This window comes from Psychrobacter sp. YP14, from assembly GCF_003209315.1.
Lineage (GTDB): Bacteria > Pseudomonadota > Gammaproteobacteria > Pseudomonadales > Moraxellaceae > Psychrobacter > Psychrobacter raelei.
Window position 1 is genome coordinate 1,330,678 of the sequence record NZ_CP029789.1, and the last position, 23,572, is coordinate 1,354,249.

The window sequence follows — 23,572 nt, forward strand, 5'->3', positions numbered from 1 at the left end:
ACGCACATAAGCTGTCTAAAAATAGCCACCATAAAGCGCTATTTTGATTTTGCCTAAATCCATAAGCTCTCTGGGATTTAGGCTTTTTTTGTGCTCAAATAATGTGAGATGTTAAGCCAAAGCCTAACGCAGCCAAGAGATGACGACTATCATAAGCCAGCCCATGCTCAGTACCCGAGCTGTGGTGCTATAGCCCTCACGCAGTACTAGCCAGCTAAAGATATAGGGAATAAATAAGATACCCAGTAGCAGGCCAAAGGAGACTTTGCGGTACTCGTGATCAGGGTAAGTACCCTGCGTATCAGTTGCACGAGGAGCAGGCGGGCGAGAGGTGGCTGTCGATGACAGCGCATCGGGCGAATGTAGATCGGGCGAATATAGAGAAGAGGGCGGTACAGGCGGCGGTGCAGGATGCGCAGTGTCAGCTTTGGCACTGCGAGACTTGGCGCTGCGAGATTTGACGCTGCGAGATTTGGCGCTGCGAGACTTGGCCGGGCCGCTTAACTTTTGAGTATAAGATAAGCCGGTGCCGGGCAGCCCAGTGCTGGCAGTGGTGCCACGCTTACCGATATTGATACGGGCACCTCGGCCACCGACAGAGACACTGGAGATGCCTTTTTTGCCGATATTTAGGCGCACACCAGGTGCAATCTTAATGCTTTTTCTAAATCTAAATCCCATGCCACACTCCCAGCTGTATTTAGACCTTAATGTGTTAATTTAAAAAGACGGCTTGAGGCGACGGCCACCGTTGAGCGCTGCCATCTTAGTCTATTTGGACATAGTCCCCTTTTAATACCATATTGCCCTGACATAACAGCCCCAACGCTTGCGGATTGTTGCTATCAATGCTTAGCACATTGTCTTTAAAGCGGAAAAACAGCAGCCCATTGCTGTGATCGGCATCTAATAAGGCAGAGCTGGTGCCGCTATGGATTAAGCTGCTCACTGGGGCGGTATAGATAACACCATGCAGGGCGTCTTGGCCCATCAGCTTGGCTGAGCCGTGGTAAGTACAGCTTGAGGCCGCGTCAGTAGTGCTGGCGCTGAGTGCTGGTGGGGTAGCAGAGTCAGTGGTTATGTCGATTTTGATGTCTTTGGCTGGGGTAAATAGCCCGACTTTTTTGACAGTTACGGTTAGATTGGCAGGATGCGCCCCAGAGTGCAGTAGGCGGTAGCGGCCTGAGATCTGCGGGTGTTCGTCGCTATGTTGCATTTGGGTGGCGTGCGTCTGCCCAGCCAGACCAGACTGAGAGTGAGGCTGCACATAACAGCCCGATAAGGATGTGGCGCAGACAGTGGCTAATAACAAGAATTTTAAACCGTTGATACGGGTCACAATCGAACTCATAGACATACCGCCTTACCTGATATAGCGCTTAATTGCGACAAGCAGCATCCTTGCTACTAAAGAATGACGCCGCATGGCACAGAAGCTTGGCTGCTATATAACGTGATCGCTATATGATTGCTCCTAGCCATCGACATGATGAATTAAGCAAGATATTCACTCAACAATTAGCGTGACAAAAAACTACAATAATTAACAATATAAATAAATTAGATTATGCCATAGAATCAAAAATTATTCCCATTTATTGTGGCTAATTACGATATGGTGAGTCATTTTTTGTATGTATATTCTATTTGTTCACTAAGATAGCCAAAATCATCATTAAACATGATCACAGCGTCTTGTTACCATGGCACCCTAAAATTACTTTTGTATCTAAAAGTATGGTGACTCATGACTACTACTCATGACTACTATGGTTACTCATTACTAAATAGATAGCTCTTAAGTTTTATCCTATAAGTTTGCTAATAAAGGACACAGACCATGGCGATCAGTTTTAAGCTTAGCCAAGCCCCTCTTACCCAAGCTGCCAAGCTTGCCTCTATTACCACAGTGGCGACCCTAGCTTTAGGTCTGGCTGCCTGTGGCAATCAAAAAAACACCGAGACTGAAGGCACTGATAAAGCAGGTGATACCGCCGCTGCCAGCACAGATGCTCAAGACATCGAGCTGCTAAACGTCTCTTATGACGTGGCGCGCGACTTCTATAAAGACTACAACCCCATGTTCATTGAGCACTACAAGTCTGAGCATCCTGGGGTGAATATCAATATCAAGCAGTCGCATGGCGGCTCAAGCAAGCAGGCCTTATCTGTGGCCAATGGTCTACAAGCCGATGTGGCAACCATGAACCAAGGCTCAGACATTGAGCTACTACAGAAAAAAGGCCTTGTGGCAGACACTTGGGAAGACGCTTTCCCAGATCACGCCGTACCTTTTACCAGTACCATTGTATTTTTGGTACGTAAAGACAATCCAAAAAACATCACCACTTGGGAGGACTTAACCAAGCCGGGTGTTGAGATTGTTATGGCCAACCCAAAAGTGACGGGTAACGGCCGTTATGCATTCTTAGGTGCCTATGGCTATGGTCTACATGCCTTTAATAAAGATGAGGACAAAACCAAATCTTTTGTTAAAGATGTGCTAAAAAACGTCAAAGTTTATGAAAATGGCGGCCGTGCGGCAACCACCACCTTTATGCAGCGCAACATCGGTGATGTGCTTATCACTTTTGAAAACGAGTCAAACCTAGCCGCGACTAAGTTTGGTAAAGGCCAAGTACAGATCGTGTATCCTAAATACTCTATTAAGTCAGAAAGCCCTGTGGCTGTAGTCAACACAGTGACTGACAAAAAAGGCACGACTGAAGCGGCCACTGAATACCTAAACTATCTATGGAGCGAGCCGGCGCAGCAGTTAGCCGCAGACTTATACCTACGTCCTAGCGTACAGTCTGTTCTTGATGCCAACAGCGATAAGCTACCTCCGATCGAAACCTTCCGTCCAAACGATGTATTCGGTACTTGGGATGAGATTATGGACACCTATTTCAGTGATGGTGGTGTGTTTGATCAATTGGCAGTGAACGCCCCAAAATAAGCACATCGCTCTAAAAGCCGCTATTTATAAGCCCTTTCAAGCCAGCCATCTATCTAAGATTGCCTAACTTGAAAGGGCTTTTTTGTGCCCAAAAATCACTCGTTTTATATTCCTATTATTCATTAAGATAGATATATTTATCACTAAATATAATAACGAAGCCCTGATAGCATAACCTTATGGTTTTATAACTGTCTGTAAATACACTATTTAATTATAAAGCAGACTCACTTTTTTAAGGACACACGCTTCATGGCAACTTTTAATATTTATCGCCGATCTGCTGCTGTGACGACAGCTGCATTAAGCGCCCAGATTACACCTTCTGCCACAAAAAAATGGGCCAGCGCTGCGCTAATGACGACGCTTGCCTTTGGACTCATTGCCTGTGGCAGCCAAAAACAGACCAATGCCGATGGCAGCGTCAGCACAGTGGACAGTCACAATGTGCAGTTATTAAACGTCTCTTATGACATCTCACGTGACTTTTATAAAGCGTACAACCCGCTATTTGTGGCGCAGTATAAGGCGGCGCATCCTGATAGCAACATCAGTATTAGCCAGTCGCATGGCGGCTCAAGTAAGCAGGCTTTATCAGTGGCCAATGGCCTACAAGCCGATGTGGTCACCATGAACCAAGGCTCAGATGTGGCGCTGCTTGAGAAAAAAGGCTTAGTGGCCAATAACTGGGCAGAAGCCTTTGACAATCATTCGGTGCCCTTTACCAGTACCACGGTGTTTTTGGTACGTAAGGGCAACCCAAAGCAGATTAAGGATTGGAATGACTTAACCCAGCCTGGTCTTGAGCTGATTATCGCCAATCCCAAGGCGTCAGGCAGTGGCCGTTATAGCTTCTTGGGCGCTTATGGCTACGGCTTACATGCCTTTAATAACGATGAGGACAAGACCAAGGCATTTGTTAAATCGCTTTTGGGTAATGTCAAAGTCTATGAAAATGGCGGGCGTGCGGCCACCACCACCTTTGTGCAGCGCAACATCGGTGATGTGCTTATCACCTTCGAAAACGAAGCCAATTTGGCCGCCAATAAGTTTGGCAAAGGTCAGGTGGAGATTGTCTATCCAAGCTACTCAGTACAGTCCGAAAACCCTGTGGCCGTTGTCACCTCAGTCACTGATAAAAAAGGCACCACAGCGCCGGCTGCCGAGTACCTTGAGTATCTGTGGAGCACGCCTGCGCAGCAGTTGGCCGCCGATCTGTATCTACGCCCAAGCGTAGCATCTGTTCTTGAAGCCAATAGCGATAAGCTACCTGCCATGGATACCTTCCGCGCCAATGACGTATTTGGCAGCTGGGATGAGATTATGAGTAAGTTCTTCGCTGAGGGCGGGGTGTTTGATCAGTTGGCCAGTAGCCAAAATAAGCCGCAATAAGCGACTGCACCATCTGCCTCACCTGTAGCACCGACTTAGCGGCCGCAAAACAACGGCGCCTATCGTGCTAATAACAGTCAGCTCAGGGCGGCAGTTAAGGTGAGCGTAGCCGCCCAGTATATTCCTTTTATTCACTACGATAGCCTTATTCATCATTAAACTTAATAACTTTGCCCTGTTAGCATGAGCAGCACCATATAAAAGCATGACCCATTTTCATCAATGCAGTGAGACCTTCATGAACCAGTCAGCCCCATCGACAGCTCCTATCCGCAAGCGCTCTTGGCTTACCCGATTGCGTCAGCGCAACGTGTTACCCGGTTTTGGCTTGTCTATGGGTATCACCGTATTGAGCTTATCGTTATTGGTTATTCTACCCTTTGCGATGATGGCTTATACCACCACCCAAATGGGGCTAAGTGGTTTTATTGAGGCCATCAGTCAGCCTCAGGTGAAGGCTGCGATTATTTTGTCACTGAAGATGTCGTTTTATGCCATGTTGACCAATATGGTGTTCGGTACCTTGGTGGCGTGGGTATTGGTGCGTTATGACTTCATAGGTAAGTCGCTGATTAATGCCTTGGTGGATCTGCCTTTTGCTTTGCCCACGGCAGTGACTGGTATTTCACTGGCCACCTTGTATGCGCCCAATGGCTTAATCGGTCAGTTCTTTGACAAGGTGGGTATTCAAGTTGCCTTTACTCCCATTGGTATTTGGCTGGCCTTGGTGGTGGTAAGCTTTCCATTTATCGTACGTGCTGTACAGCCGGTATTAGAGGAGCTGTCAGTTGAGTATGAGGAAGCGGCTGCGGTACTTGGGGCCAATCGCTTGACCACCTTTCGTACGGTGATACTGCCAGAGCTGTTTCCTGCCTTATTGATGGGTGCAGGCATGATGTTTGCACGCGCCACCGGAGAGTATGGCTCGGTTATCTTTATTGCTGGTAATATCCCGATGCAGTCTGAGATTTTACCGCTGATTATTATCAGTAAGCTTGAGCAATTCGATATCCAAGGGGCATCCGCGGTGGCGTTATTTATGCTCATGATCTCCTTTGTCATCTTATTGGCCATCAACCTACTACAGTGGCGTTTGTCTCGCCGTGTCGGGGCTAAATAAGCCACTCTAGGCCAATTTATAGGCCAGGTTAGGCCAAGTTATGGGTTACGTTGTGAGTCAAGTTCAGCCTGCTTTATACAGTACATTCGGATAATTAGGACAGCATATGCAAATCTCAAATGGGTATAACTATCAAGACAATGCCGCCACCCGCGATGCCCCTTGGGTGCGGGCGCTATTTATCGGTATCGCCTCGATATTTATGATTGTGATGCTGGTTATCCCGTTGTTGGCCGTGTTTTATGAGGCGTTTAAAGGCGGCTGGGACTTGTATGTGGCTGCGCTTGTAGAGCCTGAAGCGGTCTCTGCCATTAAGCTGACCTTACTGACTGCGGCCATCGTGCTGCCGGTGAATATCGTGATGGGTGTGGCCATTGCTTGGCTGGTGACCCGTTATAAGTTTAAGGGTAAGCAGCTGGTCACCACTTTATTAGACTTACCGTTTTCGGTATCGCCGGTTGTGGCGGGTCTGATGTTCGTGATGCTGTTTGGTCTGAACTCGACCATGGGCGGCTGGCTTGAGTCGATGGGCATTCAGGTGATCTTTGCGGTACCTGGCATTGTGTTGGCGACCTTGTTTGTGACCTTTCCCTTTATTGCCCGTGAGCTGATTCCTTTGATGCAGTCACAGGGCGACAGTGAAGAGCAGGCGGCATTAACCTTAGGTGCGTCAGGCTGGCAGGTGTTCTGGCACATTACCTTACCCAATATTAAATGGGCGCTGCTGTACGGCATTATCTTAACCAATGCTCGCGCGATGGGTGAGTTTGGTGCGGTGAGCGTAGTATCAGGCCACATCCGCGGTGAGACCAATACCATGCCGTTGTTGGTTGAGATTGCTTATAACGAATATAACTTTACGGCAGCGTTTGCCTTATCGAGCCTACTTGCAGCCTTGGCACTGCTGACGCTTATTGTGCAGCAGATTATGTCAAAATTGCAGACACGCAAATACGCCAAAGGCAATGACCGAGAAGCGATTACCGCGCCCGCTTTGGTGATTCCGGCCACTGAACCGGCCAAAGCGACTGATGCCAAAAACTAAGCCAGCGTAGTTATCATTTAGGCCACAAGTTAAGTCATAAGCCAAGCCATAATAGACCGTTCACTATTACGCTAAGGCTTGCCGCACCGCTATATACACATTAAAAAAATGAGGGTAAAGATGAGCATTGATATTCAAAACGTCCATAAAAGCTTTGGCAATTTTGTTGCCCTAGAAAACATCTCGCTAAGCGTACCAACCGGTAAGCTGACCACATTATTGGGCCCCTCAGGCTGCGGTAAGACCACCTTATTACGTATTATTGCCGGTCTTGAATACTCAGACAGTGGCCGTATCTTATTTGACGGGGTGGATGTGACGGATACGCCAGTACAAAAGCGTCATATTGGCTTTATGTTTCAGCACTATGCGCTGTTTCGTCATAAGACCATTGCGGAGAATATTGCCTTTGGCCTCAAGCTATTACCCAAAGATCAGCGCCCAAGCAGCAGCGATATTAAAAAGCGGGTAGAGCACTTGCTTGAGCTGGTACAGTTGCCGACTTTGGCCAATGCGTATCCGCACCAGTTATCCGGCGGTCAGCGTCAGCGTATTGCCTTGGCACGTGCCTTAGCCGTTGAGCCTAAGCTGTTATTGTTAGATGAGCCATTTGGGGCGTTAGATGCCAAAGTGCGTAAGGAGCTGCGCACTTGGCTTAAGACCATTCATCATGAGCTGGGCGTGACCAGTATCATGGTGACCCACGATCAAGAAGAGGCGCGTGATGTGTCGGATGAGATTGTGGTAATGAATCATGGCTCGGTAGAGCAGATTGGCACCCCAGAGGCACTTATCGCCAAGCCTGCCAACGCGTTTGTGGCTGACTTTCTAGATTTGGTCTAAACGGCTTATGAGAGCGAATAGCGTGAATAGAGCGAGTACTGGTATCCGGTATCGGTGAATCTATAGCATGACTTTGTACCATGATTCTGTCCCATGACAATAAAAAAAGACCCAGCGCTATTGCTGGGTCTTTTTTATGGGGTATGTGTAGCAGCGTAGCGCCGCCGCTTATGAGGTTACCGCATCGCTATATTAACGCAGCAACATCACAGGCGCTGTGGTCTTCGTCAAAAGCTTGGTGGTGGTGCTACCGACGAAGAAGCGCCGCCATTTGGCATGGCCATAGGCACCGATAACGAACATGCTGATGTTGTGCTGGTTACGAAAGGCTGTGAGGGCTGAGACCACATTACCCTCACCATATTTTTCACTGCTGATTAAATGGGCTGTGACCTCGAAGCCGGCATCGCTAAGCTGTTTTTGTGCTTTATACAACGCGCTTTCGTGCACGCTGTTCTTATTATCGACCATGACAATGTGGCCGGTAAGATTTTTGGCAATTTTATTGTCGCATACTTTTTGTACGGCTTTTTTTGCCGTTTCGCTGCCATCGAAAGCTATCATATAAGAGTCGGGGGTAATAAAGCCATCTGAGCAGATCAATATCGGGCAGTCCACGGCGCGTACCACACTCTCAATCTGGCTGCCTATGGTCATGTGATCGCCTTGATGATCGCGCCCACGGCGTCCTAAGATGATCATTTTGCTGTCATCAATGAAGTGTTGAATGGCGGCAAGCAGCTTACTACGGCGCAGATAGCGGTAGACATTGGCTTGGGGGAGATTGATTAAGATATGGGCTTTGGCATCTTGTAGTAGCGCCTCACCGTGCTGGTTGGCCACGCGCGCGCTTTGTTCATCAAGGAGGGTAAGCTGTTGTAGCAAGGTATTGCGGCTATCCATGCCAATAGAGCCGCTTAAATCATGACGATAGCTTTTGGGAACATCAATCACATGCAGCAGGCTAATAGGCAGCTTAAGCTCTTGGGCATACCAGGCGGCGTAGTCACAGACCGACTCTGTCACGCTCGAGCCATCGATACAGGCCAATATGGCAGGCTTATGAGGGGCTGGTGTAGAGCTTGTATCAGGCTCGGGTGTGATGGCCGTATCCACCGCCAAATCCAAGGCAGAGTCTGTCGCAAAGCGTGTCATGGCAAAATCCTTTTTTTTATAACGGGTCTATAAACACTATAGTTTGACGTTTTTTAATTATCAATGACTAATCCGTTGTGAGCCGTAATTAACCGATGTTTATATCTGACGCTTATAACCGATGTTTATATCTGAGGCATGCGATAAATGATGTCTTGGCACCACTGCGGCAAGTCAGGGTTAATGGCATACCACATCCAAGTGCCACGGCGCTCGCACGTCACAAGCCCCGCTTTTTTTAGGTGACTTAGATGACGAGAGATGGTCGGCTGCGGCTGCTGTAAGTGTTCAGTTAAGTGACACACACACAGCATGTCTTGCTCACGCAGCTGTAACATGAGCTTTAGGCGTGTGGGATCTGATAATGCTTTAAAAAATGTAACCGATGACACCATAGTCGACCCTCTGTTTTATGCAGACTTTAAGCAGTTTTATCACATCAGGGGTTATATCCGCATAACCGAATATAGTATACTCGGTTTTATACTATAAAGATAATCTATTAAAGCAAGCCATCTGTGGTCATTGTTGGCGTATTTTAGCGCTAGATTTTATAGCTTTTATGCCCTGCTGTTATGCCATCAATCGCTTTATCAATAGTACGAACTTTCTTAGTACGGATTCCCTGATTGATAAATAGTAGCACAGGCTTATGCGATATTTTTGAATATATATAGTTTAAATATAGTTATTTAATTCACTACACAATAGAGAGTGGTTATGGTACTTGCGGCGCTTATTTTTGTGGTTACATTGGTGCTGGTTATCTGGCAGCCCAAAGGGCTTGGTATCGGGGTAAGCGCCAGCCTAGGCGCACTGGCGGCGTTATTAATGGGGGTAATCTCCTTAGCGGATATCCCTGTGGTCTGGGACATCGTGTGGAATGCTACCTTTGCGTTTATTGCCATTATTATTATCAGTCTGCTTCTGGATCAGGCCGGGTTTTTTGAATGGATAGCGCTGCATGTGGCACGACTGGGCGGGGGTAATGCCAAGCGGTTATTTGTGCTTATTGTGCTACTTGGGGCTGTGGTATCGGCGTTGTTTGCTAATGATGGCGCAGCGCTAATTTTGACCCCTATTGTGATAGCTATGCTGCTTAAAATGCGGGTGTCTGCCGCCACTACCTTGGCTTTTATCATGGCAGCAGGTTTTATTGCGGATACGGCAAGCTTGCCGCTGGTGGTATCCAACCTGGTTAATATTGTATCGGCAGATTTTTTTAACTTAAGCTTTGATCGTTATGCTCAGGTGATGCTGCCGGTGAATATGGTGTCGGTACTAAGCTCACTTGCGGTACTGTACTTTTTTTATCAAAAAGACATTCCCGCCACATATGAGGTGGCTAATTTACCAAGTCCGCATAGTGTCATTAAGGATAAGGCGACCTTTGTTACTGGCTGGGCGGTATTGGCTGCCTTATTGGTGGGGTTCTTTGTACTAGAGCCTAGAGGCGTGCCCATTAGCCTAATCGCAGCCATAGGGGCGTTGGTGTTAATCTTGACGGCATTGGCCAATAAAAAACTGTCAGTATCTAGTGTATTAAAAGGGGCACCTTGGCAAGTGGTGGTGTTCTCACTGGGCATGTATCTGGTGGTTTATGGCCTAAAAAACGAAGGGTTAACCGGTTATCTTACCCAAGCTCTAAATGCTCTGGGCGGGCAGGGGCTGTGGGCAGCCACAATTGGCACCGGCTTTATGTCGGCGGGTCTGTCCTCGATTATGAATAACATGCCCACTGTATTGATGCAGTCGCTGGCCATTGCTGATGTAAATACATCGACCTTTAGTGAGCCTGAGCAGATACATCAAGCGATGGTCTATGCCAATGTGATTGGCTCAGACTTAGGGCCAAAGATTACGCCCATCGGCTCACTGGCAACCTTGTTGTGGCTACATGTGCTGGCAAGTAAGGAGGTGGTCATTACTTGGGGTTATTACTTTAAGGTGGGCGTTATCCTAACGGTGCCGGTACTGCTGGCAACTTTAATGGCACTGGCGCTTTGGCTACCTATGGTCAGTTAGTAGTTGGCTAGTAGTTGGCTAGTAGCAAGTAAGTAGAGAATAGGGCGCAGCTAGTAAATAATAGAATAGAGCGCACTAAACAAGCGCTGTAATATGGCCTTAGCCAAACGGCCTAATAAAATAGCCTAAGCAAAAAACACCTATTTATACTCACTGTTAACACTATTTACTCATAGCCATTCACCCATTGCCTATTCAACAACACACAATCAATACGCAAGCCCTACTTTACCAACACTCATTACCAATGGACTAAGAGAGCGATATGACGCCCCTAAAAATATTATATATATGCACCCACAACCGCTGCCGTAGTGCCTTATCAGAGGCCATTACCAATCAATATCAGCCTCAACAAGACGCACAGAGCAAGAAAGACCAGAAGTTATTAGTGGCTAAGAGTGCAGGAAGTGCGCCGGTGGGGCAGGTACATCCTTTAACTTTAGAGTATCTAACGCAGGCAGGCTATAGCGTAGAGGGGCTAACCAGCAATGGTTGGGATGATAAGGAGTATATGCAAGGCTTTGAGCCGGATGTGTTAATCACTGTGTGTGACAATGCGGCAGGCGAGCAGTGTCCGCTGTGGCTAGGTAATATCCCTAATCTGGTCAAGCTACATTGGGGGTTGTCTGATCCTTCAAAAGATACGCAAGATGCAACAAAAACTGCTCAAAACTTCGCTAAGACCATTGCTATCATTGAGCAAAGAGTCGCCAAGTTACATCAGATTGCCAGCGCTGAGCTGTCAGCTGAGGCGCGCAAACAGGCGCTGCTTGATTTGGTACATCACGTTTAATCACCACGGCTGACTGATCAAAGAATGAAAGAATGTGAGCCACTCTGGATTAGAGCGGATGACCCACAGACATGGCTTTATATTAAAAAATAGCCTAAGCAAAAAAAGTAAAACCCCCCCAATCCAGCGCCATTAACAAAACAACCATCACACAGGACACCACTTATGAGCAAAATCCGAGAATTTGACGATTTACCAAACATTGACCCTGAACAGTTTCATATACCGCACACCAATGACTTCAAGCTAGAGCTGTCGAGTCATAAGCCAAAGTTTGTATTGTTATATGGCTCATTACGAGAGGTGTCTTATAGCCGTCTGGTGGTAGAGGAGTGTGCTCGTATTCTGCAAGCGATGGGGGCAGAGGTTAAGATATTTGACCCAACTGGCCTGCCTTTGCCTGATAGCGAGGAGGTCACTCATCCGAAAGTTAGCGAGCTGCGTGAGTTGGTACAGTGGAGTGAGGGGATGGTGTGGTGCTCACCTGAGCGTCACGGTGCGATGACTGGCATAATGAAAGCGCAAATCGATTGGATTCCGTTGTCGCTGGGCGCAGTTCGGCCAACACAGGGTAAGACCCTTGCTGTGATGCAGGTCAATGGTGGCTCTCAATCATTCAATACGGTCAACCAGTTACGTATCTTAGGGCGCTGGATGCGGATGATTACCATACCCAACCAATCTTCGCTGCCCAAAGCCTTTTTGGAATTTGAAGACGTTGAAAACACCGATGGTAGTATTAGCAAGCGTATAAAGCCATCTGGATATTACTTACGCATTGTGGATGTGATGGAAGAGTTGGTACGATTTACGTTATTGACACGCGATCATGCACCTTATTTGGTGGATCGATATTCAGAGCGAGTAGAGAGTGCAGAAGCGCTGATGCAGCGTGTCAATCAAAACAATCTTTGAGTATTAAAAGATGACAATATGAATTAGGATAATTTACAAAGGAAGTAATTTATGCTGGATTTAGATATTAACTTCGGGTTGATGGGCTACCATTTATTAAAGCTGTTTATTGCTTTTTTATTGTCATTGCCTATTGCTTTGAATCGCGAGATGAAGGACAGTGGCGCAGGGCTTAGGACGTTTCCGCTAGTCAGTATTGCCTCATGTGCCTTTATGCTAGTAGGCATGGACATTTATAAAGGCGATGCCGAGGCGCGTATTATGTATGCGATTATCACGGGCATGGGGTTTATCGGTGGTGGTGCAATATTTAAGACAGAAGATGGGGCGAGGGGCACGGCAACCGCGGCAAGTTTATGGAACACGGCCGCTATTGGCATCTCTGTGGCCACGGGCCGATACGAAATTGCCATCATTTTATCTGTTGTGGGCTTCGTTATCTTGCAGTTCTCCGAACCCTTTAAAGTAAAGGACAACAGGCTACCTTAAATGTTAAAACTGATCAGTGTGATGATAATGAGCAGCGCTATGATGGCAGGCTGTAGTTCAGCCCCATTTAGCCAACAATACTCAGGCCGAGCTGCAAACGCTATGAGTGCTGCCTCCCTGGACCAAGAAGAGACCATTTTAGGTATGGCCTATCCAGTATATGACGGGGCACGCCAGCCTGGTATAGTGCTCATCGGTAGCCAATACAGCTATCTGATATCCAGTGGCACTCAGGCACTTGATCAAGTGACTCAACTGAATGGGGGGAATAGGTTGAACGGGTTAAATAGGCTGAATGGACAGCAATTAGACATCCATGAGCCGATAATTATCAATAAATACCCCGATAACAGCGTTCAAATCCAGCTTGCCTTTGAGATCCAGAGCGCCCATAGCACCAAAAACAGCCTACCTGCACCGCTTAACAGCAGCTGTAAACTCACTGATGCGGCACACTATAGCTGCAACTTATCCTTACAAGGCGGTATGTATGCAGCACTAGATAATCACAGCTCAATGGGGTTTAAACTCGGTGAGGGGGTAAAAGCGCTGATACATCCTACGGGTAGTAAACGTTTTAAGACACAAGCTGAGCTTGGGGTGGTTCCACTAAAAGTCTTATTAGAGACTCTAGCGCTGCCGCTGGAGATTATCTCTATTTTTAAATAAGGTCTTAAAAAAGATAGCGTCATAAAAAAAGGGAGAGCCGCTTGGCTCTCCTTTTTTTAGTGCATCATTAAACACTCAAATAAACACTTAAATAAGCACTGAAAATCGCTTAGTTGAGTAATCCATACGCCATTAAGGCATTGGCCACACGGATGTAGCCGGCAATATTCGCCCCTGACATGTAGTCAATACAGTCATCAGAGTTATAGCCATACTCTTCAGACGCCCGAGCGGCATCATCATGGATATTTTTCATGATGATTTGAAGCTGCTGATCCACATCTTCAAACGTACGATACTGACGTACGGAGTTTTGTGACATCTCAAGACCAGATACTGCCACACCGCCAGCATTGGCCGCTTTGCCTGGCGCATAACGCATTTTTTTGTCACGAACGACGTCAATGGCTTCGGCATCAAGAGGCATATTAGCCCCTTCAACCACATAACGAACACCATGCTCGTACATGGCTTCGGCATCAGCCGCGGTCACTTCATTTTGAGTGGCGCAAGGGATAGCGATATCGCCATCGAACTTCCAAGGCTTCTCACCAGGTAGCCATACGCCGCTGCCTGAGAATCTTCTATGGTACTCAAATAAAGGCTGACGATTGGCTTTTTGTTGTTTTACCCAATCGAGTTTTTCTTGATCAAAACCAAATTCGTCGTACAACGTGCCTTTTGAGTCTGATAAAGTAATGACTTTGGCACCCAAAGCAATGGCTTTTTCGGCGGCATGGACGGCCACATTACCAGCACCTGAAACCAGTACCGTTTTGCCTTCCATGCTGTCGTTGTGAGCGCTTAGCATGTTTTGTAGGAAGTAAACGGCCCCATAGCCAGTAGCTTCTGAGCGACATAAGCTGCCCCCAAAGCCGACGCCTTTACCGGTCAATACCCCAGTGTATTCATTGGTAAGGTTCTTGTACATCGCAAACATATAGCTGACTTCTCTGCCACCAACCCCGATATCACCGGCCGGTACGTCCATGTCTTTACCAATATAGCGATACAGCTCACGCATAAAGGCATAACAAAAACGGCGGATTTCGCTGTCTGATTTACCATGTGGGTCAAAGTCTGAGCCACCCTTTGCACCGCCCATAGGCAGACCGGTTAGGGCGTTTTTGAAGATTTGTTCAAAGCCTAAGAATTTTAAGATAGACTCGTTAACGGTGGGATGGAAGCGGATACCGCCTTTGTAGGGACCTAGAGCATTACTAAACTGGACACGCCAGCCGCGGTTGATTTGAATGTTACCTTCATCATCTTCCCAGTTAACACGGAAGCTAATAATACGATCAGGCTCAGTCAGACGCTCAAAAATTTTATATTTCGCGAAGTTCGGATCACGATCATATACAACGTCAATAGTGCTCGCTACCTCTTTTACTGCTTGAATAAACTCCGGTTGGTGTGGGTAGCGTTCTTCAATACGTTTAATGACGTCTTGCATGCTCATAGGGCCCTGTCCTTATCAGATTAAATTAACATTACAGTATTGTTACATTAAAAAATTACTCTAATTTCAGTGTAAATTCAACATTTTTTTATATCTTTTTAACCACTCATTACTAAATTCTATAAGTGCCTTAGGAATAAGTTATTAAAAGTATGATTTTAAAGTAAATTTATGATCTAAACAGACAAGGTTTTTCATCATTTTATCGACAACTCGTTATGGGCAATCACTTAGTATAAGCCGCGGCCATCTTCAGGTTTTAATCTTAAAAATGACAGCCCAGAGATGATGGTGATAATACCCAGCACATAGTAGGTGGCATGAAAGGCACTGACAATCTCAAAGTTAAGCCTATCGCTAAAGACGCTCAATATGGTGGCGCCAAAAGCAATACCAAAACTAATGGCCAACTGCTGATTAACAGCCATCAAGCTATTACCACTACTGGTTTGACTGCCTTCTAGATCACCGATAGTAATGGTGTTCATGGCGCTAAACTGCATGGAGTTACATGCCCCCATAATCACCAAAAGCGGTGCAATATAGTACCAAGGTATCGAGGCATTTAGCTGCGCCAATAAAATAATCAAAATACCAAGGATGGTGGTATTGGTGACTAATACTTTGCGGTAGCTAAAGCGCTGAATGATTTTACTTACCCAAGGCTTGATGCCCATGGCGCCGACAGCAATAGGAGTTAACAACCAGCCTGCCTGCGATGGCGTATATTTAAATGCCACCTGTAACAATAGTGGTAATAAATAGGGCACAGCACTGATACCAAGTCGGGTAAATAAGTTGCCGGTGATACCAATTCTAAAGGTTCGAACATCAAATAACGACAGTGGAAAAATAGGGTTGCCTGCCTTTCGGGCATGGCGCACGTACATGAGTAATAAGCCAAGTGCTGCCGCGATAAGAACAAAGCCTGGGATGGCCTCTCCTGGCTTGGATAACAGCTCAACTGCCAGCGTCAATAATCCAGCGGCGAGCGCAAATAGACCAAAACCAAACCAGTCCAACTTGCCAGCGGCTTCTTTGATATCAGGTACCAATTTAAAACCAAGGATAAAGCCCAGTATCCCCATCGGAATATTAATCAAAAAAATCCAGTGCCAGCTGGCATATTGCACCAGATAACCGCCAACCAGCGGGCCGACAAGGGGCGCTATCAAAGCTGGGATAACGGCAAAGTTCATCACCGTCAGTAGCTGGTTGCGCGGATAGGACTTGACCAATATCAAGCGGGCCACGGGTGTCATCATTGCTCCGCCCACACCTTGTAGTATGCGAGAGGCGACCAAGATATCCAGATTAGGGGACATGGCACAGAAAATTGAGCCAATGCTAAACAGTACAATCGCAGTTAAGAATACTTTGCGAGTCCCATACTTGTCGGCCATAAACCCGCTTATTGGGATAAAGATGGCTAAAGTTAATGCATAGCTGATCACAGCCCACTGCATCTTGAGCGGCGACTCACCTAACGCCAGCGCCATTTCAGGCAGGGCCGTGTTTAAGATAGTCGCATCCAAAATCTGCATAAACAAAGCGACAGCAAGAACATAAGGCAAAAACTTGGCTTGAACCGCAGATAAAGTGAATTTGGGCTGTAAATCTGATGCCAATGAAGTGGCGGTGGTGTTAGTGATTTCTTGATTATTAGAATTATTGGGCATAAGACGACCTAAAAAATTAGGTTTAACTAAGAAAATAAAGTTGTCTATAGTACCACGGCCGCCGCACGAACTATTTAGTGTTAATGTTAGTAATGGGCTGTCAATTAATCTGTAACTGAACTTAACCAAAAAATTGTTTATGATAGGCTAAATCAAAATATATAAAGCCAATAAAACCTCAATAACACGTTAATAAAAAAGGACTTATCATGAGCTCAAACAACACCTTAAACAACACCTTAAATAACACCTTAAATAACACCTTAAATGATACCAATACAGATTATGTACCCCCTAAAGTGTGGCAGCCAGTAGAGGGCAATGGCGGCAAGTTTGCCAATACCAACAAGCCCACAGCAGGCGCCCGTCATCAGCAAACTCTACCCAAAGGCGACAATCCCCTACAGCTGTATTCGCTGAACACGCCCAATGGCATTAAGGTAAATATATTGTTAGAGGAGCTCGCTGAGCTTGGCATAGAGTCGGCTAAGTATGATGCCTATAAAATTGACATTATGGAGAATGATCAATTCGGCTCAGACTTCGTGGAGATTAATCCAAACTCTAAAATTCCTGCGCTTATCGATTACTCTGATGCCAACAATCCTGTCAAATTGTTTGAATCGGGCGCCATCTTGATGTATTTGGCAGAAAAATTTAATAAATTTAAGCCACAAAACACACAAACCCAAAAATACGCCACCTATCTAAGCTGGGTGATGTGGCAAATGGGCAGCGCGCCTTATTTGGGCGGTGGTTTTGGTCATTTCTTTAGCTATGCGCCATATCCGATGCAGTATCCCATTGACAGATTTACGATGGAGACCAAACGACAATTAGATTTGCTAGATAAGCACTTAGCCCACCATGAATATATGATTGGCGATGGCGAGGACAACTATAGCGTGGCTGATATGCTCATCTGGCCTTGGTATGGCCGCTTGGCGTTGGATGAGTCGTATGAGCGCGCTGGAGAATTTTTGCAAGTGGACAGCTACACCCATCTACGGCGCTGGGCGAAGCAAATCTCTACACGTCCTGCGGTACAGCGTGCGGTCAACCTTGAGCTAAAGCCGATTAAATAACCGTCTTTAAAGTAACTATCTTTAAAATAGTAAGCTTTAAAATATCTCGCTTTAAGACAGTAAATTTTAAGATAGCAAATAGCGTCGGACAAAGGGCAGGGTATGCGATACTGAGTGAGCTAGGTGGATGTTTTTAAATATAATTTTAAATTAGTCCACCTATTTAAATTAGTTGTGTTATACTCTGCGCTTGCTGATTGATAACATCGCCCGCAATTGTCGTCTGGAGAAGACACCTTTTAAAATTGTTGCCGATGATTTTGCTGTTAGCCTAACAAAAGATAATTATGTCTCTTGCTGCTAACGACCTCACGGTAACAACCACCAAAATACGTTGCTAACTTGTACATAGGATGTACAGCTTAACTAACGCTTATCTGTGTTGTGCCTTATAACTTTAACTGTTTCACTACTTGCCCTCAGCATTGGCAGGATACTCAGTGGCAGTATTTAAATGGACACACATTTATGTCAAACTTAGACACTCTTTTAGACAATGCCGCAAACGAAGTAGACGGTATCACCACCACTCAAGATTTAAACGATAAGACCCATCCTAACAGCGAAGTAGACACTGAAGATAAAGTGACCTTTGTTGACCTAGAATTGGCGCCAGAGCTACTTGAAGCATTAACTTCAAGCGGTTACAAGCACCCAACACCTATTCAAGCCCTATCTATCCCGCCAGCACTGGCCGGCCGTGATTTATTGCTATCTGCCCAAACCGGTAGTGGTAAGACAGCCGCTTTCGTACTACCTATGCTGGATAAAATCATTCGTGATAAAGCCACCAATAAAGTGGTACATACCGTAATTTTGACCCCAACACGTGAGCTTGCTAACCAGGTGAGTGATAGCGTACGTCAATACAGCTCAAAAACCCGCAATATCTTCAGTGTGCCTCTTGTGGGCGGCGCCCCTTACGGTGGTCAGATTCGTGCGCTAAATAAAGGCGTTCAAGTGATTATCGCCACACCAGGACGCTTTATCGATCACATGAATTCAGGCCGTATCGATTTATCTGAATTAGATATTCTAATTCTTGATGAAGCCGATCGCATGCTTGACATGGGTTTTGCTGAAGACATCGAAAAAGTCATGAAAGCGGCACCAAAAAATCGTCAAACCATTATGTGTTCAGCCACTTGGGATGGCCCGGTAGGCAAAATTGCCGCCAGCTTCACCAACAACCCTGAACGTATCGATATCAAAGCTGAGACCAAGCACATTGATGAGTCGGTATATTACGCTGATGATTTTAATCATAAAAACCGTATCTTAGATAACCTATTAACTCAAAAAGATGTGAACCAAGCGATCATCTTTGCTGCCACCAAGCGCAGCTGTGAGACATTGGCTAAGAGCTTAAAAGAGCAAGGCCATAAAGCCAGCTTCCTACATGGCGACTTACCACAGGCCAAACGTAGCCGCATCATTAATGATGTAAAAGCAGGTAAAATTACTATCCTAGTGGCAACTGATGTCGCTGCCCGTGGTATCGATGTTAGTGGTATTACGCACGTATTCAACTACGACTTACCACGTCAAACAGAAGACTACGTGCATCGCATCGGTCGTAGTGGTCGTGCCGGCCGTACCGGTATCGCTATCAACATCTGTAGCATTGATGACCGTGCACAGCTTGATGCCATCAACCGTTATCTAAAACGTACCATGTCGGTTGAAGAAATCGAGGGTATGGAGCCTAAGAAAAACACCAAAGACATGCACGTCGGCACAGCAGCCAAACGTGGCCGTGGTGGCAATCGTCGTGGTGGCCCAGGCGCGGGTAACCGTCGTGGTGGTAACGGTGGCGGCGGCTACCGTGGTAAGTCTGCTGACAATGCCAGCGGTGAGAAACGTGGCGCAGGCGCTGGTCGTCCTAGTGGCAAACCTGCCGGTCGCCGCTTTGGTGGTAAACCTACCGGTGCAAGCGCTGGCAAACCAGGTGGCCAACGCCGCAGTGGACCAGCTCGCTCAGGTGAAGGCCGTCCAGCCCGCCGTAGCAGCAATGGCTAATTAAATAGCTGATTAAATGGCTAGTTAATGGGTTCACTCTCATTAACTGCTAATAAAAAAGACCAACTTTAACGAGTTGGTCTTTTTTTATGCCTGAATGTTATTCATAGCAGCTGCTGTTTAAATGGCGGCTCATTACCCTTATATAAGACGTTAAGATTTTATACACAGGAATTTATTATGAAAATTAGTTATTGGTCGGACTATGCATGCCCATATTGCTACATTGGTGAAGTACGACTGGATAAAGCCATCGCTCAGTTACAGACGCAAAATGAGATCACTACCAATGTAGATATAGAACTCAAAGCATTTCAATTAGATCCCAATGCACCACTAAAGGCGACTGCTTCAACTTTAGAACGCTTGGCGCACAAATATGGTATCAGCGATGAGCAAGCTCGCCAGCAGATTGCAAATATCTCTCAGACTGCAAGAGAAGAGGGGTTAGACTTCGATTACACCGATACCTTATTTACCAATACGATGGATGCGCACAGACTGACCAAATATGTGCAACAAAACAAACCTGAATTGGCGGACCGCTTTAAAAAGGCGGTCTATAAAGCTTATTTTATTGATAAGAAAGAGTTGGCCAATCGTCAGGTATTAGCCTCAATTGCCAGTGATATTGGTTTAGATATTGATGTGAATGCACTGCTTGATAGCGATGAGTATAAAGATGAAGTCGCTATTGACCAACAACAGGCAATGCAATTAGGGGTACGCGGTGTGCCGTATTTTGTGATTAATGATAAATATGCGATTCCAGGCGCGATGGCACAAGCAGACTTTGAGCAGGCGCTCAGACAGATTCATCAAGAGCAGTTAGCGGACAGCCAAGCTGATACTACAAGCTGCGGTATTGATGGCTGTCAGATAACCGATGAGTAAACAATGAATAACGACTCATAAAAAGACCCGCCTTATTAATAAGGCGGGTCTTTTTTAGCTAAAATAATAAGCCAGTACTAATGACCTAGCACTGCGGATAACCCACACCGACCTCAACCATCTCAATGCGTGAACCATCAACGCTACCATCTTGAGGGTTATACGCATGGACAGCAAGCCCGCCCATGGCCGTCTCTTTATATTTATCCATCATATCAGCGCCAGTAGCTTTCATGGTAGCAATGGCCTTATCTAGCGACACATGATGCTTGCCGTCACCGCGGCTGGCCAATCTTGCCGCGTTAATGGCCTTAACCGCACCCATCGCATTGCGTTCAATACAAGGCACTTGCACCAGCCCGCCAATAGGGTCGCAAGTCAGGCCTAAATTATGCTCAATGCCAATCTCAGCGGCGTTGGTGCACTGCTCAGGGGATAGATTCATCACATGGGCCAGACCGGCTGCCGCCATAGAGCAGGCTGAGCCTACTTCACCTTGACAGCCCACCTCGGCACCGGAGATTGAGGCGTTTTGCTTGATAATGGTACCGATAGCGGCGGCCGTCAACAAAAACTCACGCACCCCTTGCTGGCTGTAGCTGGGTAAAAAGTCGCGGTAATAATGTAATACAGCAGGGATAATACCAGCTGCACCATTGGTGGGGGCAGTGACCACACGCCCGCCATTGGCATTTTCTTCATTGACCGCGAGAGCAAAAAGATCTACCCAGTCCATGGCCATGAGCTTATCACTGGCTTTTTTGGGACTTTCAAGCTCATTTAACAGCTGACGGTACATGTCTTTGGCTCGGCGCTTTACTTTTAACCCGCCCGGCAAGATACCCTCTCCTTTACAGCCGTTTCTGACGCACTGCTGCATGACTTCCCAGACCTCATCTAAGTAAGCATAGATGGTGTCTTTATCACGGATAGACAGCTCATTGGCCATCATGACCTGACTGATACTAAGATTGTGCTTAGCACACTGCTCTAGTAGCTCATTGCCATTGCCAAAAGGATAGGGTACTGTGCGATCACTGGTAATGGCCACGTTGTCAGCGGCATGGGCAGCTTCAGCTTCCGTCTCACCTGCCTGCGCCTTAGCGGGAGTATCAAACTCCTCTTCGGTGGCCACAAAGCCGCCCCCGATAGAGTAGTAAGTCTTAGACAGCTGCTCACCGCTGTTATGATACGCAGTAAAGCTCAGGCCATTGGGATGATGCGGCAAGCTGTTGCGCGGATGCCAAATGATGTCATGATCGTAATCAAAGCTTAGGGTGTGCTCACCATTTAGATTCAGCGTGTGCTGCTGTAATACGGGCGCTAAATACTCGCTCACTTTGGTGGTGTCGATTTTGTTGGCCTTAAACCCCAGCAGGCCTAAGATACAGGCAGTATCTGTGGCGTGTCCCTTACCGGTCGAAGCCAGTGAGCCATAGAGATCCACTTGTAGGCGCACGATGTCTTGCAATCTAAATTGCTGTTTTAATTCATCGATAAACATGCCAGCTGCGACCATAGGTCCCATGGTATGGGAGCTTGAGGGGCCAATCCCAATTTTAAACATATCAAATAAGCTGATCATTTATAAGTAGTCCATTGTTCTTTTATTTAAAAAATTATCTAAAACATTAAGTATAAAATTATCTATACAAATAGTTAGACCTATTATAACCAATTGGCTATAAATAATATGCAGTTTTCTCAAAAGTGGCTATTTTAGAGCACAGGCAGGCAAGTTGTCAGTGAACTTGTGAGTATTTTTGGGAGGCGACTTTGAGATAAGCGTGGCATTTACAAACAATTTGGTGTGCCAATAGTAAGGAGAGTGCAGTTTTGGCAGATAATTTTGTTAGAATGGCAGGTCAGTGCCCTTTGCTCTGTATGCATCTGATTTATATGCATCGTCTATCATAAAAAGCGCTAGCATAAAAAGTAATATATAAATGCAAAATCGGAATTAGGGTTATCATTGAATAATTTATAGCTGTACCCATCAAGGGCTACTCCTGCAAGATGGTTAAAGTGGTCACTTATTTTGGATGGAATACCTTGCTTGGTTTGGACATCTTGCAACGGGTTCAATCCAGATTATATTTTTTACTGATGTTTTTTTATTTTATTTATTCAAGGAATTGCTATGTCTTATCGTGGATTAAGAAATCTAACCGTAATGGCAACCGGCGCCATCTTATTGGCCGCTTGTAACCAAACCCCCTCAACCGATAGCGCCAAAGAGGCAGAGGCGACACAATCTACAGGCACAGACTCTGACTTATTAAGCCGCATCAACAGTGGTGGCACCATCAACGTAGGGACTGAGGGCACATACCCTCCATATACCTATCATGATGAGCAAAACAAACTGACCGGCTATGATGTGGAAGTCACCCGTGCTGTGGCAGATAAGCTTGGTGTAAAAGTTGAGTTTAAAGAGACCCAGTGGGATGCGATGCTTGCCGGCCTAGATGCCAAACGCTTTGACATGGTGGCCAACCAAGTGAGTCTTACCACCCCTGAGCGTCAAGCCAAGTATGACAAAGCAGAAGCTTATAGCTGGTCAGGCGCTGTGGTACTTGCCCCAAAATCAGACAGCCGCTTTAACTCTTGGGAGTCTTTAAAAGGCTTAAAATCAGCGCAGTCACTAAGCAGCAACTATGGCGAGTTGGCCAAAAAATATGAAGCTGAAGTGGTGCCTGTAGATGGTATGGCCCAAGCGGTGGAGTTGGTCAAACAAGGCCGTGCTGATTTTACTTTAAATGACAATCTAGCCGTGCTTGATTATCTAAAAAAATTCCCAGACAGCTCACTTGAAATTAAGCTAAAAGCCCCTGCTGAGGAAATGACTGGCTCAGGCTTGGTGATGCTAAAAGGAGATGATGCGGCACTGGCAAAAATCAACGAAGCGATGGATGAGCTACATAAAGATGGCACATTAACCCGATTAAGCGAGCAGTTTTTCGGTGAGGATATCAGCAAAAAATGATCTCTTCGCTGCTAAACGCACTACAAAGTCTGCTCGCCA

General features: G+C 46.2%; 21 protein-coding genes. 14 read left to right on the forward strand and 7 right to left on the reverse strand.

Annotation, left to right across the window (positions count from 1 at the left end; genetic code table 11):
• Window positions 1–123: 123 nt before the first annotated feature.
• A complete protein-coding gene (locus DLE54_RS12245; protein ID WP_413775368.1) occupies window positions 124–681 on the reverse strand; it encodes a DUF4236 domain-containing protein in 558 nt (185 codons plus the stop codon).
• Window positions 682–766: 85 nt separating this feature from the next.
• Window positions 767–1,351, reverse strand: a complete 585-nt coding sequence (locus tag DLE54_RS05600) for a hypothetical protein (RefSeq protein ID WP_227535595.1) — start codon at window positions 1,349–1,351, stop codon at window positions 767–769.
• 489 nt (window positions 1,352–1,840) lie between these two features.
• Here DLE54_RS05600 and DLE54_RS05605 point away from each other — a divergent pair, with 489 nt between their 5' ends.
• The 5 genes from DLE54_RS05605 (at window position 1,841) to DLE54_RS05625 (ending at window position 7,359) form a co-directional block, all read left to right on the forward strand.
• Window positions 1,841–2,959 carry a sulfate ABC transporter substrate-binding protein gene (locus DLE54_RS05605; RefSeq protein ID WP_110816538.1) on the forward strand — a complete coding sequence of 373 codons (1,119 nt, stop codon included), beginning with the start codon at window positions 1,841–1,843 and terminating at the stop codon, window positions 2,957–2,959.
• A 357-nt stretch (window positions 2,960–3,316) separates the two neighbouring features.
• Window positions 3,317–4,351 carry a sulfate ABC transporter substrate-binding protein gene (locus DLE54_RS05610; RefSeq protein WP_197708936.1) on the forward strand — a complete coding sequence of 345 codons (1,035 nt, stop codon included), beginning with the start codon at window positions 3,317–3,319 and terminating at the stop codon, window positions 4,349–4,351.
• 238 nt (window positions 4,352–4,589) lie between these two features.
• Window positions 4,590–5,471: a sulfate ABC transporter permease subunit CysT gene (gene cysT, locus DLE54_RS05615; RefSeq protein WP_110816540.1), complete on the forward strand. Its 882-nt coding sequence runs from the start codon at window positions 4,590–4,592 to the stop codon at window positions 5,469–5,471.
• 106 nt (window positions 5,472–5,577) lie between these two features.
• Window positions 5,578–6,516, forward strand: a complete 939-nt coding sequence (cysW, locus tag DLE54_RS05620) for a sulfate ABC transporter permease subunit CysW (protein ID WP_011960391.1) — start codon at window positions 5,578–5,580, stop codon at window positions 6,514–6,516.
• A 120-nt stretch (window positions 6,517–6,636) separates the two neighbouring features.
• Window positions 6,637–7,359, forward strand: a complete 723-nt coding sequence (locus DLE54_RS05625; RefSeq protein WP_011960392.1) for a sulfate/molybdate ABC transporter ATP-binding protein — start codon at window positions 6,637–6,639, stop codon at window positions 7,357–7,359.
• Window positions 7,360–7,551: 192 nt separating this feature from the next.
• On the opposite strand, the gene DLE54_RS05630 is transcribed toward DLE54_RS05625, so the two are convergent.
• Entirely contained in the window at window positions 7,552–8,514 is a 963-nt protein-coding gene (locus DLE54_RS05630) for a universal stress protein (RefSeq protein WP_227535609.1), read from the reverse strand.
• Between the two features lie 125 nt (window positions 8,515–8,639).
• A complete protein-coding gene (locus DLE54_RS05635) occupies window positions 8,640–8,909 on the reverse strand; it encodes an ArsR/SmtB family transcription factor (RefSeq protein WP_110816541.1) in 270 nt (89 codons plus the stop codon).
• Window positions 8,910–9,234: 325 nt separating this feature from the next.
• Between DLE54_RS05635 and DLE54_RS05640 the strand changes: the two genes are divergently transcribed.
• From DLE54_RS05640 to DLE54_RS05660, 5 genes are all read left to right on the forward strand, one after another.
• The gene (locus DLE54_RS05640) at window positions 9,235–10,539 is read left to right on the forward strand and encodes an arsenic transporter (protein WP_110816542.1); all 1,305 of its coding nucleotides are present in this window, start codon (window positions 9,235–9,237) and stop codon (window positions 10,537–10,539) included.
• 265 nt (window positions 10,540–10,804) lie between these two features.
• Complete coding sequence (locus tag DLE54_RS05645) at window positions 10,805–11,335, forward strand: arsenate reductase ArsC (protein WP_110816543.1); 531 nt, start codon at window positions 10,805–10,807, stop codon at window positions 11,333–11,335.
• Between the two features lie 165 nt (window positions 11,336–11,500).
• On the forward strand, window positions 11,501–12,250 hold the full coding sequence (arsH, locus tag DLE54_RS05650; RefSeq protein WP_110816544.1) for an arsenical resistance protein ArsH: 750 nt from the start codon (window positions 11,501–11,503) through the stop codon (window positions 12,248–12,250).
• Window positions 12,251–12,301: 51 nt separating this feature from the next.
• On the forward strand, window positions 12,302–12,739 hold the full coding sequence (locus DLE54_RS05655; protein ID WP_110816545.1) for an MgtC/SapB family protein: 438 nt from the start codon (window positions 12,302–12,304) through the stop codon (window positions 12,737–12,739).
• Entirely contained in the window at window positions 12,740–13,408 is a 669-nt protein-coding gene (locus tag DLE54_RS05660) for a hypothetical protein (RefSeq protein ID WP_110816546.1), read from the forward strand.
• 109 nt (window positions 13,409–13,517) lie between these two features.
• Here the strand turns inward: DLE54_RS05660 and gdhA are convergent, their stop codons facing one another.
• Window positions 13,518–14,870: an NADP-specific glutamate dehydrogenase gene (gene gdhA, locus DLE54_RS05665; RefSeq protein ID WP_041773311.1), complete on the reverse strand. Its 1,353-nt coding sequence runs from the start codon at window positions 14,868–14,870 to the stop codon at window positions 13,518–13,520.
• A gap of 230 nt (window positions 14,871–15,100) precedes the next feature.
• Window positions 15,101–16,549: a DHA2 family efflux MFS transporter permease subunit gene (locus DLE54_RS05670; protein ID WP_193564703.1), complete on the reverse strand. Its 1,449-nt coding sequence runs from the start codon at window positions 16,547–16,549 to the stop codon at window positions 15,101–15,103.
• A 209-nt stretch (window positions 16,550–16,758) separates the two neighbouring features.
• Here DLE54_RS05670 and yghU point away from each other — a divergent pair, with 209 nt between their 5' ends.
• From yghU to DLE54_RS05685, 3 genes are all read left to right on the forward strand, one after another.
• Window positions 16,759–17,634: a glutathione-dependent disulfide-bond oxidoreductase gene (gene yghU, locus DLE54_RS05675; RefSeq protein WP_110816547.1), complete on the forward strand. Its 876-nt coding sequence runs from the start codon at window positions 16,759–16,761 to the stop codon at window positions 17,632–17,634.
• Window positions 17,635–18,102: 468 nt separating this feature from the next.
• Window positions 18,103–19,653, forward strand: coding sequence for a DEAD/DEAH box helicase (locus tag DLE54_RS05680; protein ID WP_011960403.1), 1,551 nt, complete (start codon window positions 18,103–18,105; stop codon window positions 19,651–19,653).
• Between the two features lie 180 nt (window positions 19,654–19,833).
• Entirely contained in the window at window positions 19,834–20,547 is a 714-nt protein-coding gene (locus tag DLE54_RS05685) for a DsbA family oxidoreductase (RefSeq protein ID WP_110816548.1), read from the forward strand.
• 85 nt (window positions 20,548–20,632) lie between these two features.
• Here DLE54_RS05685 and DLE54_RS05690 read toward each other — a convergent pair whose 3' ends face one another.
• Window positions 20,633–22,132: an L-serine ammonia-lyase gene (locus DLE54_RS05690; protein WP_110816549.1), complete on the reverse strand. Its 1,500-nt coding sequence runs from the start codon at window positions 22,130–22,132 to the stop codon at window positions 20,633–20,635.
• Between the two features lie 555 nt (window positions 22,133–22,687).
• Here DLE54_RS05690 and DLE54_RS05695 point away from each other — a divergent pair.
• Window positions 22,688–23,533, forward strand: a complete 846-nt coding sequence (locus DLE54_RS05695; RefSeq protein ID WP_011960406.1) for an amino acid ABC transporter substrate-binding protein — start codon at window positions 22,688–22,690, stop codon at window positions 23,531–23,533.
• Window positions 23,534–23,572 lie beyond the last annotated feature (39 nt).

Excerpts from the sequence above, each read along its gene's own strand:
- gdhA (WP_041773311.1), bottom strand. The coding sequence starts at position 14,870 with ATGAGCATGCAAGACGTCATTAAACGTATTGAAGAACGCTACCCACAC.
- DLE54_RS05635 (WP_110816541.1), bottom strand. The coding sequence starts at position 8,909 with ATGGTGTCATCGGTTACATTTTTTAAAGCATTATCAGATCCCACACGC.
- DLE54_RS05660 (WP_110816546.1), top strand. The coding sequence starts at position 12,740 with ATGTTAAAACTGATCAGTGTGATGATAATGAGCAGCGCTATGATGGCA.
- DLE54_RS12245 (WP_413775368.1), bottom strand. The coding sequence starts at position 681 with ATGGGATTTAGATTTAGAAAAAGCATTAAGATTGCACCTGGTGTGCGC.
- DLE54_RS05605 (WP_110816538.1), top strand. The coding sequence starts at position 1,841 with ATGGCGATCAGTTTTAAGCTTAGCCAAGCCCCTCTTACCCAAGCTGCC.
- DLE54_RS05610 (WP_197708936.1), top strand. The coding sequence starts at position 3,317 with ATGACGACGCTTGCCTTTGGACTCATTGCCTGTGGCAGCCAAAAACAG.
- DLE54_RS05600 (WP_227535595.1), bottom strand. The coding sequence starts at position 1,351 with ATGAGTTCGATTGTGACCCGTATCAACGGTTTAAAATTCTTGTTATTA.
- DLE54_RS05640 (WP_110816542.1), top strand. The coding sequence starts at position 9,235 with ATGGTACTTGCGGCGCTTATTTTTGTGGTTACATTGGTGCTGGTTATC.
- yghU (WP_110816547.1), top strand. The coding sequence starts at position 16,759 with ATGAGCTCAAACAACACCTTAAACAACACCTTAAATAACACCTTAAAT.
- DLE54_RS05680 (WP_011960403.1), top strand. The coding sequence starts at position 18,103 with ATGTCAAACTTAGACACTCTTTTAGACAATGCCGCAAACGAAGTAGAC.
- DLE54_RS05625 (WP_011960392.1), top strand. The coding sequence starts at position 6,637 with ATGAGCATTGATATTCAAAACGTCCATAAAAGCTTTGGCAATTTTGTT.
- DLE54_RS05670 (WP_193564703.1), bottom strand. The coding sequence starts at position 16,549 with ATGCCCAATAATTCTAATAATCAAGAAATCACTAACACCACCGCCACT.
- DLE54_RS05630 (WP_227535609.1), bottom strand. The coding sequence starts at position 8,514 with ATGACACGCTTTGCGACAGACTCTGCCTTGGATTTGGCGGTGGATACG.
- DLE54_RS05690 (WP_110816549.1), bottom strand. The coding sequence starts at position 22,132 with ATGATCAGCTTATTTGATATGTTTAAAATTGGGATTGGCCCCTCAAGC.
- DLE54_RS05645 (WP_110816543.1), top strand. The coding sequence starts at position 10,805 with ATGACGCCCCTAAAAATATTATATATATGCACCCACAACCGCTGCCGT.
- cysW (WP_011960391.1), top strand. The coding sequence starts at position 5,578 with ATGCAAATCTCAAATGGGTATAACTATCAAGACAATGCCGCCACCCGC.
- DLE54_RS05695 (WP_011960406.1), top strand. The coding sequence starts at position 22,688 with ATGTCTTATCGTGGATTAAGAAATCTAACCGTAATGGCAACCGGCGCC.
- arsH (WP_110816544.1), top strand. The coding sequence starts at position 11,501 with ATGAGCAAAATCCGAGAATTTGACGATTTACCAAACATTGACCCTGAA.
- DLE54_RS05685 (WP_110816548.1), top strand. The coding sequence starts at position 19,834 with ATGAAAATTAGTTATTGGTCGGACTATGCATGCCCATATTGCTACATT.
- cysT (WP_110816540.1), top strand. The coding sequence starts at position 4,590 with ATGAACCAGTCAGCCCCATCGACAGCTCCTATCCGCAAGCGCTCTTGG.
- DLE54_RS05655 (WP_110816545.1), top strand. The coding sequence starts at position 12,302 with ATGCTGGATTTAGATATTAACTTCGGGTTGATGGGCTACCATTTATTA.